The sequence below is a fragment of the uncultured Azohydromonas sp. genome (assembly GCF_937926365.1).
Lineage (GTDB): Bacteria > Pseudomonadota > Gammaproteobacteria > Burkholderiales > Burkholderiaceae_C > Azohydromonas.
In genome coordinates this window covers 1-15,398 of sequence record NZ_CALAOH010000062.1, presented here as the reverse complement: position 1 = coordinate 15,398, position 15,398 = coordinate 1, and the positions used below count along the sequence as shown (strand labels likewise).

Sequence of the window (15,398 nt, the reverse complement as noted above, 5' to 3'; positions counted from 1 at the left end):
AACCCACAGAAAACTTCGCCTTGGCACGATTGCTTCAAGCATGACGGTTCGTTTTAAATATAAATATTTATTATTTATGACTTATATTGCATATGGGCGTGCAAACCGAACGTCTGAAATCAGCCTTGAAGAGCCGGCCAGATAGGCGGGCTGTCTGCCCGCAATTGACCGCTCCGCGTCGTTCGTTGCGAGAATCGACGCGCCTATTCTTGGCGTCTGCGGAACCGGGGCAACTGAAACCCGGCGGCGCGCCGCCGCTCGCCGACTTCTTCAGCCCTCCGTGGCATGGCCTGCTGCGCATGGCCGGATAGGCACAGCATGCAGACGCGACGTCATCGTGGAAGTGTTCCCCCAGACACGCGTCGCATATGGCCTGCGGCAGCATGTTGAGCACGCAATTAAGGTCTCTATTGTGCCTCACGCACGCATACACTCCAGTTTACCGGGCGCAGCACCAGCGCTGCACCCGGGCCACCGCCATCGCCCAGCTTCGACAGCCTTCATAAGCTTGGACCGCGCGCGCGACGGCGCTTTTTTGATCCGTGCGCACTGCTGCTGGCCAAGCTAGCGGCATCATGGTGCGGCGGCGCCTCACAGCGACAGCGCCTTCTTCTGCACCGCTATTTCCCGCCTGTTGCCTGGCCCAGTTGTACCCGCCCGTAGATTTCATATGCTGCCAGTAGGCCGGTAAACTCGCACGATCACATATTCTAGGGTCAATGCGCTACAGCAGTAACAGTAGTATGCAGATTTCGAAATATTCACCAGCATTGTCAAGGGGTAGCGACCAGCCTTCTTGCTGATCTATGCTTCTGCCCTCTTGCAGGAGGTCAGCGCATGCGCCATTCCGTCATTTTGGGGGTTTCGACCCTGCTTGTCGCCCTGGTTTGGCCTCCCGCCCAGGCCGAAACCAGATACCGCATCCACAATCTCGGCGTGCTCCAGGCTGACGACAGCGCTAGTCTGGCTCGAGGCATCAATAATGACGGATGGGTCGTCGGGTATACACAGAATAGTTCAGGTGCCGCTTACACGGCCTTCCTGTACAACCATGGCCAGATGAAATCCTTGGGCCTGCTCGATGGTGCCCGCGGCGAAATGGCCTACGATGTCAACGATCGAGGTCAAGTGGTGGGTAATGTGTTTAACCCTGTCACACGTGCACGATATCCTTTCCTTTACGAGAGTGGGCACATAGTGAATCCCGTCGCCGGTCTGGGCGGGGTTCAGGGCGGCGCCTATGCCATCAATGAACAAGGACAGTTGACAGGCAGTATAGACAGTCGGGCCTTCTTTCACGACGGCACGCAGAGCCGTTTCATACCTCTGGGTGACACGACCTCGTCAGCAGGGGTTTCTGTTAACGATCATGGCATCGTACTGGGATATGCTCAATATTCCAATGATTATTATGCATTCACTTACGATGGCACAACCGTAACTCGTCTGGAAACGTTGCCGGGCGGTGGAAATGGTTTTGAACCATTTGCCATCAATAATTCCAACCAAATCATTGGTCAGGATTTTTTCGAGGGGGTTGGCTACAAGGCATACCTGCGTAACGGCGCCGCAGTCACAGAGCTCGGCTCGCTGGGTGGCGGTGACACCGGGGCCTACGGCCTCAACGATCGCGGCGTGGTGGTAGGTGCTTCACGAACCAGCACAGGCGAGTTCCACGCCTATGTGTACCAGGACGGGGTCTTAAACGACCTCAATGATCTCCTCCTTCCCGGCGCTGCCAAGCGGTGGGAACTGAGTGATGCCTTTGACATCAATGACCGCGGCCAGATCGTCGGGTCTGGGACCATCAACGGCGTGCGGCGCGCCTATATCGCTACGCCCGTTCCCGAACCCGGCACTTGGGCCCTACTTCTGGTCGGGCTGGGCGGCATCGTGATGAGATACCGCTGCCGCACCAACACGTGAGGACGGACAGTGTGACTTGCACTTGCTGTTGAACAGTTCGATGTCATACGCATCGGACTCGAATCCCAGACTGCACTCATTCCCGTTCACCCTGAGCCCTTCGACAAGCTCAGGACAGGGCCTGCCGAAGGGTAAGCGCTCGGTAGCCGCAGCAGGGCTTCGACAAGCTCAGCCCGAACTGCGTTTTTGTTCAGGAATAACTGGGATCCGTATCACCTCGCGTTTGGGCGTTGAGCACGCCCGCAATGGGTTCAAAGGCGGCTGTGCGGCAGAGGCCAGTGAAGGACCGCTTGCAGCCTGAAGGCGGCATTCAATCTATTGAACTGAGTACCGCTCCTGGCCGGAGCCTGCCGGTCAAGCGGTGTACGAACTTGTGACTCTCGCCACTAGCACCACACCATCAGCACCTGCGGCTTGCAAGCACTCTCGCCGGCCCCACCTGTGAACTCCAGCGCACGAGCACACCGCTTGTACGGCCCTCGTGCCGGCGCCAAGGCAGCGCACCTCGCGGCCTCCGCCCCACTCCACCGCAGTAAATCCATGTCCGCCCACGACGCCCCCGCCCGCCGCCTGGCGCTGCTGCTGATCAAACTCAACCACGGCGAGCGCGTGGCGCCCTCGGCGCTGGCGGCCGAGCTGGGCGTGAGCGCGGCCACGCTGCGGCGTGACCTGGCACGGCGCCTGGCCTTCCTGCCGCTGGAGCGCGAGCGCGGCGGCTGGCGGCTGGACACGGCCTTCACCGGGCGGCTGGGCACGCGCGACATCGAACAGCTCGCCGCGCTGGCGGCGGTGCGCGGTGCGCTGCCCGGCGACGAGCTGGCACGCGAGCTGTTCGAGGCGCGCGTGCAGCGCGCCATCCTCGCCGGCAGCGGCGCCGCGCCGCACGAGCGGCCCGAGCTGGCACGGCCGCTGGAGGACGCCATCGTCGCCCACCGGCGCATCGGCTTCGAGCTGCTCAAGGACGAAGGCCTCGTGCAGGCCTACGCCGGCATCGAGCCCTACCGGCTGCTGCGCCACAAGGGCGCGTGGTACCTCGCCGCGCGCGACCGCGGGCAATTCAAAACCTTCTCGCTGGCGCGCATGCAGCAGCTGCGGGTGTCGCAGGAGAGCTTCGATCCGGACCCCGGCACCGAGCGCCAGCTCGCCGACGAGGACACGCTGTGGCAGGCGCGCCAGCGCGTGCTGCTGCGCATCGACGCGCAGGCGGCGCCGCACTTCCGGCGGCGCAAGCTCATCGCCAGCCAGAAGATCGAGCAGGCGCTGGAGGACGGCGGCCTGATCGTCTCGCTGCAGGCCGCGCACGCCGGCCAGGTGCTGCCCATCGTGCGCTACTGGATGCCGCACCTGCGCATCCTCAGCCCCGAGGCCTGGCAGGCGGAACTGGAGCAGGGCCTGGCGCGGTACCTGGGCCTCCCGGACGCCACGGCGGCGGCGCACGGTGGCGCTCAGGCTCCATCCGGCAGCGAACGGGACGGCGGATAGCGCCGAAGCCGCCGCCCCCCTTGTTCTAATGGGGGCATGAACGACCGCAGCGTACCGACCGCGCCGCAGCTCTCCCAGGAGCCGTGGCGCTGGAGCCTGGCCGTGCTGCTCGTCGGGCTGGTGGCCGGCGTGGCCGTGGGCTGGCTGCAGTGGATCAGCAACGAGGCCCGGGTGCAGGCCCAGCTGCAGGCCGCTACGGCGCAGGTGAGCTCGCGGCTGCGCGAGCGCATGCAGTCCTACGAATACGCCCTCTACGCCACCCGCGGCGCCGTGCGCGTGGCCGGCACCTCGGCCGAGGCGCTCACGCGCGACGCCTTCCGCCGCTTCGCCGGCTCCTTCGACCTGCGCGAACGCTTCCCCGGCGCCAGCGGCGTGGGCTTCGTGCGGCGCACGCTGCGCGAGGAGGACGACGCCTTCATGGCCGAGATGCGCGACAAGGGCGAGCCGGGTTTCCGCATCCGAGAGCTCAACCCCAACGGGCTGGACGCGCCCGAGCGCTTCCTGCTGATGTTCATGGAGCCTCCCTCGCCGGACTGGCAGGACGTCGAGGGCCTGGACCTGGCCACCGAGATCCGGCGCCGCGGGTGCCTGCGCGCCTCCATGCTCAGCGGCGAGCCGCGCCTGTCGGCGCCGCTGACCCTGCTGCTGCCCGGCACGCCCGAAGGGCACGGCTTCGTGCTGTCGCTGCCCATCTACACCCACGGCGCCAGTCTCACGCGTGCGCAGCGCGAGAAAGCCACCTACGGCTGGGCCGTGATGCTGCTGGTGGCCAAGGAGGTGCTGGCCGACTTCGACACGCAGTTCGGCACGCTGGCGCTGTCCTTGAGCGACTTGCAGCCCTGGAACCTGCCCGACCGCTTCTACACCTCCGACGGCTGGCAGAGCCGTGGGCACGTGCCGATGCAGCAGGTGCGGCTGGCGGTGTTCGGGCGCGAATGGCTGCTGGAGGTGCAGGCGCGGCCCGCCTTCCTGCGGCAGCTGCAGCTGCTGTCGCCGGCGGCGGCCGGGCTGGGCGTGGCGATGGTGTTTTCCGTGCTGGCGCTGCTGCTGTACGGCATGCTGCGCGCGGCCGAGCGCCAGCGCCAGGAGCAGGCGCTGCGCCGCCGCACCGAGCAGGCCGAGGCGGCCAACCGGGCCAAGAGCGCCTTCCTGGCGCACATGAGCCACGAGATCCGCACCCCGCTCAACGCCGTCATCGGCCTGAGCCAGCTGCTGCAGCGCATGCCGCTGGAAGAGAAGCAGGGCCTGTACGTACAGCACATCGCCAACGCCGGCACGCACCTGCTGGCGCTGCTCAACGACGTACTGGACCTGAGCAAGATCGAGGCGGGCGAGATGCGGCTGGACGAGCAGCCCTTCGAGACGCGGCCGCTGCTGCAGGCGCTGCACGCCCAGGCCGAGGCGCAGGCCACGGGCAAGCCGCTGCGCGTGCAACTGGAGATCGACCCGGCGCTGCCGGCCTGGCTGCGCGGCGACGCGCTGCGGCTGCGGCAGGTGCTCTCCAACCTGCTGAGCAATGCCGTGAAGTTCACCGCAGAGGGCCAGGTGACGCTGCGCGCGCGGCTGCTGGAGCGCCAGGGCTCGCGCGCGCGGCTGCGCCTGGACGTCAGCGACACCGGCATCGGCATCGCGCCCGAGCAGCAGCAGGCCGTGTTCGAGCCCTTCACGCAGGCCGACGCCTCCACCACGCGGCGCTTCGGCGGCACCGGGTTAGGTTTGTCCATCGTCGCGCGCCTGGTGGCCATGATGGGCGGCGAGGTGGCGCTGCAAAGCACGCCGGGCCAGGGCAGCACCTTCAGCGTCACCCTGGCGCTGGAGGTGGCGGACCCAGCCGCGTGAGGCGGCAGTTCCCGGGACGAGCGCAAGCGCCCGGGCCCGGATTCCGCCTCGCTGCAACCCATGGCCGAAGCGCCGCCTGCAAACCCGCGCTGATCCCTGCGCACGGCACGGGAAACCCGGGAATCTCCCGGGCTGATATTCAAATAATTCCAACCCTTTAAAACAACACATGGCCCGCCTCGGGGGTGGGAAAGCTGGGGCGCATCGCTAGGCTGATTCAGGCACGAGCGGTGCGTGCAGCAGTTTTCCCCGGAGGGTTTCCATGAAGTTGTTTTTCTGTTTGATTCCCCTGTTTGCTGCCGGCCTGATGCAGGCAGCACAAGCGGTTGAAATCGACGACGAGGTTCCCGAATCCGCGGCCCTGGCCACCGGCACCAACGGCTACCGCGTGCTGCGGCTGGGCACGGTGCAAGGGGGCAGCAGTTTCGGCCTGGCCCTGAGCCGCAACGGCAAGGCGGCGGCGGGCACCGTCTGGTTCAACATCGAGGGCAATATGCGTCCGGCCTATTTCGTTCCGGGCCAGGCGCCCCGGGTCATCCACACCGACGGTCCCGGCGAAGCGCGGGGCGTCAACAACCTGGGCGAAGTCGTGGGCTGGTTCACGCAAGGCTCGCGGACCCAGGCCTTCCGCTGGAAGCGGGACACCGGCGCCATCACCACACTCCCCTCGCTGGGCGGGGGCAGTTCCTACGCGGCGGCCATCAACAACCAATCCGAGATCGTGGGCTGGTCCGAGCCGGCGCCCGGCGTGCGCCACGCAATGCTCTGGAAAGGCAATACCAAAACGAACCTGGGCACCTGGGGCGGCCTGTCAGCCCAGGCCACCGCAATAAACCGTTACGGTGACATTGTCGGCTACCGGGAAGTCGAGGTGGACGGCGTGCGATATAAGCAGGGGGTTCGGAAATTGCGCGGGCGCGCGGCCCAGATTTTGAGAATACCGACGGGCTTCGACAACCTGATTCCGACCGGGATCAATGACAACGGCGACATCAGCGGGTATATGTATGCCGGCGCCACGGGCGAGCTTTTCAGCGCGATGGCATTCCTGCGCATGGGCAATGTTTACAAGCGACTGCGCGCGGAACCGGGTTTTCCGACTTTCGCGCGGGGATTGAACAATCTCCGGGAGGTTGCCGGCTACAAATTCGAAGGCACGGCCGACCCGCGGGCGCGCGGCCGGGTTTGGCGCGACAACGGCGCGAGCTCGGTGCCGCTGGCCGAGTTGCCCGAGGCGCTGAACCGGGGCTGGAACGCCCTGGGCGATGCCAACGCCATCAACGACCGCGGCGTGATCGTCGGCACGGGTTTGTACGTCTCGTCCGGCACCTGGCGCATCGAGGGCTACATGCTGGTGCCCAAGCCGTGAGTCACCCCGCCTCCAGCGCCGGCCGCTGCGCCATGAGCTCGTCGAACAGCGCCTGCGCCGCGATGGAGAGGCTGCGGTCGCGGCGGCGGATGCTGTAGATCTGCCGCCGCAGCCCCGGGGCGTCCACCACCGGGCGCGTGACCAGCTCCGGGTGCTCGAAGTGGAACAGCGTCAGCGCCGGCACCACCGTGATGCCCAGCCCGGCGCGCACCATGCCGGCCACGGTGCTGAGCTGCTCCAGCTCCATCACCGGCTTGAGCGCCAGCGCCCCCGGCCACAGCGCCGATTCGATGTGCTGCCGCACGCTGCTCGTGCGTGCCAGGTGGATGAAGGGCTCGCCCGCCAGGTCGCGCAGCCGCACGCCGCCGCGCCGCGCCAGCGCATGCGTGCGCGGGCACACGAGGTGAAAGCCGTCGGCGCAGAAGGGCTCCACCAGCAGCTCGGGCGCGACGGCGCGCACCGCCGCCAGCGCGAAGTCGGCCTGGCCGGCGCGCACGCGCTCCACGCAGCCATCCGACAGCGCATCGGCCACGTCCAGCTCGATGTCCGGGTAGCGCCCGCGAAACGCGGCCAGCAGCGGCGGCAGCCAGCCCGCGGCCAGCGCCGGCAGCGCGGCCAGGGCCACGCGCCCGCGCCGGCGCGCCACGTGCTCGCCCAGGTCGGCCACGCTCAGGGACAGGTCGCGCAGCAGGCGCTGCGCGCTCTCCAGGAACAGCGCACCCTCCACCGTGGGCTCCACGTGGCGCGTGCTGCGGTCGAACAGCCGCGCGCCCACGGCCTCCTCCAGCGCCCGGATCAGCGCGCTGAAGGCCGGCTGCGACAGGTGCAGCCGCGCCGCGGCGCGGGTGAAGTTGCGCGTCTCGGCCAGCGCCACGAAGGCGCGCAGCTGGCGCGTGGAGACATCGGTGTCGCTCATCTGGAAAACGGATGAATTGATCCAAACAAACGAATTCTCCAATTGAATGGCGCTGCCTACAGTGGCCGCATCGGCCTTCGAACAGGCCTCCCAGTCCCAGGAGCCATGACCGACACCCTGCTCATCGGCTGCGCCGCCGGTTTTTCCGGCGACCGCACCGACGCCGCCCGACCGGTGGTGGACACGCTCATCCGGCGGCGGCAGCCCGCCGTGCTGATCTTCGAAACCCTGGCCGAGCGCACGCTGGCGCTGGCGCAGCTGGCACGCCGCAACGATCCGGAGGCCGGCTACGAGCCGCTGCTGGCCGAAATGCTGGCGCCCGTGCTGGCCGACTGCCTGGCGCACGGCATCCGGATCGTGGGCAACTTCGGCGCGGCGAATCCGCAGGCCGCCGCGCGCCGGGTGCTGGCGCTGGCGCGCGAGCTCGGCACCCGCGTGCCGCGCGTGGCGGTGGTCAGCGGAGACGACCTGTCGGACGAGGCCCACCGCGGCCTGCTGCGCGAGGCCCTGGGCGCGGCGGCGGACGGGCTGAACATCGCCAGCGCCAACGTCTACCTGGGCGCGGAGGCGATCGCCGAGGCGCTGCGCGCGGGGGCGGACGTGGTGATCACCGGCCGCGTCGCCGACCCCTCGCTGACCGTGGGCCCGGCGCTGGCGCATTTCGGCTGGGCCGGCGACGACTGGGACCGCCTTGCGCGCGCCACCATGGCCGGGCACCTGCTGGAGTGCGGCGCGCAGGTCTGCGGCGGCTACTTCGCCGACCCGGGCTTGAAAGACGTGCCGGACCTCGCCAGCGTCGGCTACCCCATCGCGGAGCTGGACGCCGACGGCGGCTGCGTCATCGGCAAGGCCGAGGGCACCGGCGGCTGCGTGGACGAGCACACTGTCAAGGAACAGCTGCTGTACGAGCTGCACGACCCGGCCGCGTACCTCACGCCCGACGTGGTGGCCGACATCACCGAGGCCTGGGTCGAGACCGTGGGCCCCGACCGCGTGCGCCTGCACGGCGTGCGCGGCCACGCGCGGCCCACGCACCTGAAAGCCAACGTGTTCCACGCCCAGGGCTGGCTGGCCGAGGGCGAGATTTCCTACGCCGGGCGCGGCGCCGAGGCGCGCGCGCGGCTGGCGGGCGACGTGCTGCGCCGGCGGCTGGCCGAGTGCGGGCCGCTGCGGGTGGACCTCATCGGCGTGGCCAGCGTGTTCGGCGACGACGCCGGGCAGTGGCTGTCGAGCCAGCCGGTGGGCGATGCGCGCGACGTGCGGCTGCGCGTGGCGCTCAACCACGCGGACAAGAAGCAGGCCGAGCGCCTGGCGCGCGAGGTGACCGCGCTCTACACCTGCGGCCCCGCCGGCGGCGGCGGCGTGCGCACGGGGCTGCGCCAGCGGCTGGGCACCGTGTCCTGCCTGGTGCCGCGCGAGCGCGTGAGCGCGCAACTGGAGTTCATCGAATGAACGCAAGCACCGGCCACACCCTGCGCGTGCCCCTGCAGCAGCTGGCCCACGGCCGCACCGGCGACAAGGGCAACGTTTCCAACATCAGCGTCATCGCCTGGCACGCGGCGCTGTACCCGCTGCTGGAAGCGCAGGTGACGGAAGAGGCCGTGGCGCGCCAGTTCTCGCACCGCCGCCCGCGCCGCGTCACGCGCCACCTGCTGCCCCGGCTGCAAGCCATGAATTTCGTGCTGGAGGGCGTGCTCGACGGCGGCGTCAACGACGCGCTGAACCTGGACAGCCACGGCAAGGCGCTGGCCTTCCTGCTGCTGGACATCGAGATCGACGTGCCCGCCGAGCTCGCCTCGTTGCTGCGGCAACCGACCTGATTCCAGCTCGCGATGGCCACTGAAAGAACTCGTCATGCCCGCGAAGGCGGGCATCCACGCGCGCCGGGATGCCGCCCGGTATTCGTGGACACCCGCCTTCGCGGGTGTGACGCGGTTGTTCAAGTGGGCATCAGGAAATGAAACGACGACACCAAGGAGACAAGCCATGACCCATTTCCCCCGCCGCCAAGTCCTCGCAGCCGCGGCTGCCGCCACCCTCGCCGCGCTGGGCGCGCCCGCCGCGCAGGCGCAAGTCAAATACCCGGAGAAGCCGATCACCTTCGTGGTGCCCTTTGCCGCCGGCAGCGCCACCGACCAGCTCGCGCGCGCCCTGGGCCAGTCCATCACCGAGCAGACGAAGCAGACCGTGGTGGTGGACAACAAGGCCGGCGCCAGCGGGATGATGGCCGCGCAGGCCGCCGCGCGCGCCCCGGCCGACGGCTACACCGTGCTGATCACCACCAACACCACGCATGCGGCCAACGAGCACCTGTACAAGAAGCTGTCCTACGACCCGGTGAAGGACTTCGCACCCGTTGCCGGCCTGGGCAAGGGCGGGCAGGTGCTGGTGGTGCGGGCGGACGCGCCCTACAAGAGCGTGGGCGACATCGTGTCCGAGGCCAAGAAGCGCCCCGGGAAACTCAGCTTCGGCAGCGGCAGCTCGTCCAGCCGCGTGGCGGGCGAGATGTTCAAGCAGCTCAGCGGCACCGACATCCTGCACGTGCCCTACAAGAGCAACCCGCAGGCGGTGACGGACCTGCTGGGCGGGCAGATCGACCTGATGATCACCGACACCGCCACCGGCGTGCCGCAGGTCAAGGCCGGCAAGCTGCGCGCGCTGGGCTACTCCACCACCAAGCGCAGCCCGATGCTGCCCGAGGTGCCCACCATCGCGGAAGCCGGCGTCAAGGGCTACGACATGGGCTACTGGTTCGCGGCCTACGTGCCCGCGGCCACGCCGCAGCCGGTGGTGGCGCGGCTCAACGAGCTGCTGAGCACGGCCGTGAAGAGCGCCGCCGCCAAGACCTTCTTCGAGAGCAGTGGTGCCGAGCCCTGGATCGCCTCGCCGCAGGAGCTGGCGAAGTTCCAGGCCGAGGAGACCCAGAAGTGGGGCCGCGTGATCAAGGCCGCCGGCATCGAGGCGGAGTGACCTGACGCCGCGGCGGGCGCCACACCGCCGCGGCCCTCCCTCAAGGCCTCCACAGAAGGGGCCCTTTCAGCCACTGCCGGGCCCGGCGGTGGGCCTGACCACGACCCAAGGAGACACGATGCGATTCCAGAGGACACCGCTGGCGCTGTGCGCCAGTGCCGCGCTGCTGGCCGCCTGTGGCGGCGGGGACGATCCAGCCGCGCCGGCTCCACAGCCGCCGCAGGCGGCCACACCCAAGGCCTGCGATGCCGCCAGCTTCGCCGCCCTGAAGCTCGACGGCGCCAGCGTGAGCTCGGCCACGCCGGTGACCTCGGGCAGCTACACGCCACCGGGCAGCAGCACCGCGATCACCGGGCTGCCGGCCTTCTGCCTGGTCAAGGGCCAGGCCACGCCCAGCAGCGACTCGCTGGTCAATTTCGAGCTGTGGGTGCCCAGCGCCGAGGCCTGGAACGGCAAGCTCGTGACCACCGGCAACGGCGGCTACAGCCCCAGCCTGAACTACGGCGACATGGCCTACGCGATGCGCCAGGGCTATGCGGCCATGGGCGGCGACACCGGCCACCAGTCCAGCGATCCCAACCAGATGTTCTGGGGCGTGGGCCACCCGGAGAAGATCGTGGACTGGGGCACGCGCTCCATCCACGCCATCACGGTGCCGGGCAAGCAGGTGCTGGCCGAGCTCACGGGCAAGGCCGCCAGCCGTGCCTACTTCTATGGCTGCTCCACCGGCGGCCACCAGGGCTACGCCGAGATGCAGCGCTACCCCGAGGACTTCGACGGCGTGATCGCCGGCGCGCCGGGCAACAACCGCGTGCGGCTGAACGTGGAGTTCCTGCACCGCTTCCTCTCCAACCGCAACCCCGGCGACAACACCACGCTGATCCTGCCGGCGGCCAAGGCCGCGCTCATCACGACGGCCGCGGTGGCCGCCTGCGACACGCTCGATGGCGTGGCCGACGGCGTGATGACCGATCCGCGCGCCTGCACCAGCGACAAGTTCAACGTCGCGGCGCTGCAGTGCAGCGGGGCCGAGACGGCCACTTGCCTCACCGCGGCGCAGGTGGCGGTGGCCCAGAAGATCTACGCCGGCCCGAAGAACCCGCGCACCGGCGAGCAGCTGTACCCGGGGCTCGTGGTGGGCACCGAGTCCGGCTGGCCGGGCTACTGGGGGTCGAGCGAGCCCGTGCGCGCGGACTTCTGGCGGCTGTGGAGCTTCGAGGACCCGCGGTGGGACTGGTGGAGCTTCGACTACGACCGCGACGTGGCCTTCACGGACGCCAAGGTCGGCTGGATGGTGGACCAGACCAACCCCGACCTCGCGGCCTTCAAGGCCCGCGGCGGCAAGGCCATCGTCTACCAAGGCTGGCAGGACCCGGTGGTCAACGCGGCGGACACCATCGCCTACTTCGACCAGGTCAAGGCCCGCCAGGGCTCGCAGGCCGAGGTGGATACGTTCTTCCGCCTCTTCATGGTGCCGGGCATGGGCCACTGCAGCGGCGGCACGGGCGCGACGAACTTCGGCAACCAGGGCGCGCCCTCGCCGGTGGTGGACGCCTCGCACGACCTGCTCAAGGCGCTGGACCAGTGGGTGGAACAGGGCGTCGCCCCCGAGCGCATCGTCGCCTCGCGCGTGGTGTCCGGCGCCGCGGTGCGCACCCGGCCGTTGTGCCCGCACCCGCAACAGGCTGTCTACAACGGCAGCGGCAGCACCGACGACGCTGCGAGCTTCAGCTGCCGCTGAACCCCCATCACGACACAAGCGATGCCGCCGCGTGCCCTCGCGGGCGCGCGGCCGGGCATCGCCATACCCGGAGACACTGTCATGAAGTTCCAGAAAAGCCTGCTGGCCCTTTGCGCCAGCGCCGCGCTGCTGTCGGCCTGCGGCGGCAGCGACGATCCGCCGGTTGCGACGGCACCCACCGCGCCCGCGGCCACGCCCGAGCTGCGCCTGTCCGTCACCGCCACCGAGGATTTCCCGGGCAGCTACGGCGACGTGGGCGCGTATGAAAGGGTCAGCGGCGTCATCAGCGGCGAGGTCGATCCCAAGGACCCGAAGAACGCCGTGATCCAGGACCTGGAGCTGGCGCCGGTCAACGCGCGCGGCATGGTCGAGTACCAGACCGAGTTCGTGATGCTCAAGCCCAAGGACATGAGCAAGGCCAGCGGCGTGCTGCGCTATGACGCGCCCAACCGCGGCAACATCCTCACGATGCTCAACCCGGCGGCCACGCCCAGCGACGCCGTGTACCTGGAGCGCGGCACCGTGATGCTCTACGCCGCGTGGCAGGGCGACGTGCCCAAGAGCAGCCCCGCGCGGCTCACTGCCACCGTGCCGGTGGCCAAGAACCCGGACGGCAGCAGCATCACCGGGCCCTACCGCGCCGAGCTGGTGCCCAGCGCCGCCACGCCCGCGATGACGCTGCCCGGCGGCGTGTTCAACGGCAGCATGATTCCCTACGAGCCCGCCACGCTGGACAACACGCAGCCCGGCTTCTCGCTCACGCGCCGCGCCAACGAGACCGACCCGCGCGTGCTGATCCCGGCCAGCGACTGGAAGTTCGCCACCTGCGACGAGGCCACGCCTTTCCCCGGCACGCCGAACCCGGCCAGCGTCTGCCTCAAGGGCGGCTTCGACCCGAAATACCTGTATGAGCTGGTCTACGTCGCCAAGGACTCGAAGGTGATGGGCGTGGGCCTGGCGGCGCTGCGCGACACGGTGAGCTTCTTCCGCGGCGCGGCGGCCGATGCGGACGGCAAGGCCAACCCGCTGGCGGGCCGCATCACCAGCACCATCGGCCAGGGCACCTCGCAATCGGGCAACGCGATGAAAACCTTCCTGCACCTGGGCTTCAACCAGGCGCTGGACGGCTCCAAGGTGTTCGACGGCCTGTACGCGCACGTGGCGGCGCGCCAGACCCACATCAACACGCGCTTCGCGGTGCCGGGCGGCGGCGGCGGGCTGCGCACCGACCACACCGCCTTCGGCCAGACCGCGCCGCGCGGGCTGGACAAGGACTACGTGGACGAGGTCAGCGGCCGCCAGGGCGGCGTGATGGCGCGCTGCGAGGCCACCGCCACCTGTCCGAAGTTCTTCCTGGGGCTGTCGGGCACCGAGTTCTGGCAGCTGCAGGGCTCGCCGGTGCTCACCGACGCCAACGGGCTGCGCGACCTGCAGCAGCCGGCCAACGCGCGCATCTATTACTACAGCAGCACCCAGCACGGCGGCGCCGGAGGCCTGGGCAGCATCAGCTACGCGCCCACGCGCAACGTGTACCCGGCCGGCACGGTGGTGCACTTCAACGACACCTTCCGCGCCCTGTTCCTGGCGCTGGAGGACTGGGTGGTGCGCGGCACCGAGCCGCCGGCGAGCCAGGTGCCGAAGATCGCCGACGGCACGCTGGTGCGGCCCGACGCCGTCACGTTCCCGGCGATGAAGGGTGTCACCTGGCCCGTCAACGGCACGCCGACGCCGATTCCCGATTTCACCTACTTGGCGCGCTACAACGGCTTCCCGCTGCTGGACTTCGGCCCGCAGTACCGGCCGCAGGACGAGTCGGGCATCGCCACGCTGCTGCCGCCGGCCTACCTGAACAAGGACTACGCGATCCTGGTGCCGCAGGTGGACGCGACCACGGGGCTGACGCTGGCGGGCATCCGCAGCGTGGAGGCGCGTGTGCCGCTGGGCACGAGCATCGAGTTCAACTACGTGGCCACGCCGGGCATCGTGGACCTGTCCAACCTCACCGGCAGCTTCATTCCCTTCCACAAGACCATGGCGGCGCGGCTGGCCGCGGGCGACGCGCGGCCCTCGCTGGAGGAGCTGTACGGGGACCAGGCCGGCTACGAGGCGGCGGTGAAGGCCGCCGCGGCCGAGCTGGTGTCGCAGCGGCTGCTGTTGCAGCGCGACGCGGACCTGATCGTGCAGCGGGCGGCGGCGACGCCGGTGTTGCCTTGAACGCCTGACCACCCCAGCAGCCGGTACCCGATCGTGCCGGCCGCTGGCCTCCCGCTTCCTGTTCTTCAGGCCGCCTTGGGCGGCCTTTTTTCTATGGGGACCAGCAGGCTTCGCAATATCCCTTGCATCACCATTACCATCCACTTGGATGTTCGCAGGATGGCAGTAGGATGGCCTCCATGCCACCCCGCAGCGCCACCACCGCCCCCGCCGCCCGCTCCACCGACGAGAAGATCACCATCAACCTCGGCGTCGTGGACCTGGGCCAGATCGACCTGCTGGTGCAGGAAGGCTTCTATGCCAACCGCACCGATCTCATCCGCACCGCCATCCGCAACCAGCTCGCCGCGCATGCCGAGGCGGTGAAGCAGGCCGTGACGCGGCGGATGCTGGTGCTGGGCATCCAGCACTTCAGTGCCGAGGACCTGCGCGCCGTGCAGGCCGCCGGCCAGCGGCTGCAGATCCGCGTGCTGGGGCTGGCCAGCATCGGCAACGAGGTCACGCCGGAGCTGGCGCTGGCCACGGTCGAGTCGATCGTGGTGCTGGGTGTGCTGCAGGCCAGTGCCGCCGTGAAGGCGGCGCTGGCGCCCCGGATGCGCTGAGCACTCCGACCTTCCCTACAGGATTCCTCATGAACACTGCCTTTCAGCAGGCCATGGCCGAGGCCACGCGCCTCACGCGCGCCGGCGACCTCCAGGCCGCCACGGCGCTGATCCAGGCCGCGCTGGCCGGCTCCGCGCCGAGCCCGCGCAGCACGGCGGCCTCGCCGCGCGGCGAGGTGATCGATGTCCAGGCGCGCGTGCTCGACGACGCACCGGCGGCGTTGCCCGATCCAGCCTCGGACGCGATACGGCCACGGCCGGCCACGCCCGCCGAGGCACCGGCCGCGCAGGCTGTCCGCACCGGCCTGGGCGCCTTCGCGTACGCCGTGCGCCGGCCGT

11 protein-coding genes and 1 pseudogene are annotated in these 15,398 nt (G+C 69.2%); 11 read left to right on the top strand and 1 reads right to left on the bottom strand.

Annotation, left to right across the window (positions count from 1 at the left end; genetic code table 11):
• The first annotated feature begins 837 nt into the window (after positions 1-837).
• The 4 genes from Q0741_RS06640 (at position 838) to Q0741_RS06625 (ending at position 6,616) form a co-directional block, all read left to right on the top strand.
• Complete coding sequence (locus Q0741_RS06640; RefSeq protein WP_298232412.1) at positions 838-1,926, top strand: PEP-CTERM sorting domain-containing protein; 1,089 nt, start codon at positions 838-840, stop codon at positions 1,924-1,926.
• Between the two features lie 540 nt (positions 1,927-2,466).
• A complete protein-coding gene (locus Q0741_RS06635) occupies positions 2,467-3,408 on the top strand; it encodes a WYL domain-containing protein (protein ID WP_298232411.1) in 942 nt (313 codons plus the stop codon).
• Between the two features lie 36 nt (positions 3,409-3,444).
• Positions 3,445-5,247, top strand: coding sequence for a CHASE domain-containing protein (locus tag Q0741_RS06630; RefSeq protein WP_298232410.1), 1,803 nt, complete (start codon positions 3,445-3,447; stop codon positions 5,245-5,247).
• Positions 5,248-5,509: 262 nt separating this feature from the next.
• Positions 5,510-6,616, top strand: a complete 1,107-nt coding sequence (locus Q0741_RS06625) for a hypothetical protein (protein WP_298232409.1) — start codon at positions 5,510-5,512, stop codon at positions 6,614-6,616.
• 1 nt (position 6,617) lies between these two features.
• Here the strand turns inward: Q0741_RS06625 and Q0741_RS06620 are convergent, their stop codons facing one another.
• A complete protein-coding gene (locus Q0741_RS06620; protein ID WP_298232408.1) occupies positions 6,618-7,532 on the bottom strand; it encodes a LysR family transcriptional regulator in 915 nt (304 codons plus the stop codon).
• 105 nt (positions 7,533-7,637) lie between these two features.
• Here Q0741_RS06620 and Q0741_RS06615 point away from each other — a divergent pair, with 105 nt between their 5' ends.
• From Q0741_RS06615 to Q0741_RS06585, 7 genes and pseudogenes are all read left to right on the top strand, one after another.
• Complete coding sequence (locus Q0741_RS06615) at positions 7,638-8,984, top strand: acyclic terpene utilization AtuA family protein (protein ID WP_298232407.1); 1,347 nt, start codon at positions 7,638-7,640, stop codon at positions 8,982-8,984.
• A complete protein-coding gene (locus tag Q0741_RS06610; RefSeq protein WP_298232406.1) occupies positions 8,981-9,352 on the top strand; it encodes a hypothetical protein in 372 nt (123 codons plus the stop codon). The genes Q0741_RS06615 and Q0741_RS06610 overlap by 4 nt, the downstream gene beginning before the upstream one ends.
• Before the next feature lie 166 nt (positions 9,353-9,518).
• A complete protein-coding gene (locus tag Q0741_RS06605) occupies positions 9,519-10,502 on the top strand; it encodes a tripartite tricarboxylate transporter substrate binding protein (protein ID WP_298232405.1) in 984 nt (327 codons plus the stop codon).
• 118 nt (positions 10,503-10,620) lie between these two features.
• Positions 10,621-12,243 carry a tannase/feruloyl esterase family alpha/beta hydrolase gene (locus tag Q0741_RS06600; RefSeq protein ID WP_298232404.1) on the top strand — a complete coding sequence of 541 codons (1,623 nt, stop codon included), beginning with the start codon at positions 10,621-10,623 and terminating at the stop codon, positions 12,241-12,243.
• Positions 12,244-12,324: 81 nt separating this feature from the next.
• Positions 12,325-14,457: an alpha/beta hydrolase domain-containing protein gene (locus Q0741_RS06595; RefSeq protein WP_298232403.1), complete on the top strand. Its 2,133-nt coding sequence runs from the start codon at positions 12,325-12,327 to the stop codon at positions 14,455-14,457.
• A 179-nt stretch (positions 14,458-14,636) separates the two neighbouring features.
• Positions 14,637-15,059, top strand: coding sequence for a CopG family transcriptional regulator (locus Q0741_RS06590; protein WP_298232402.1), 423 nt, complete (start codon positions 14,637-14,639; stop codon positions 15,057-15,059).
• A gap of 29 nt (positions 15,060-15,088) precedes the next feature.
• Positions 15,089-15,398, top strand: a pseudogene (locus Q0741_RS06585) (poly(3-hydroxyalkanoate) depolymerase); the annotation flags it as partial.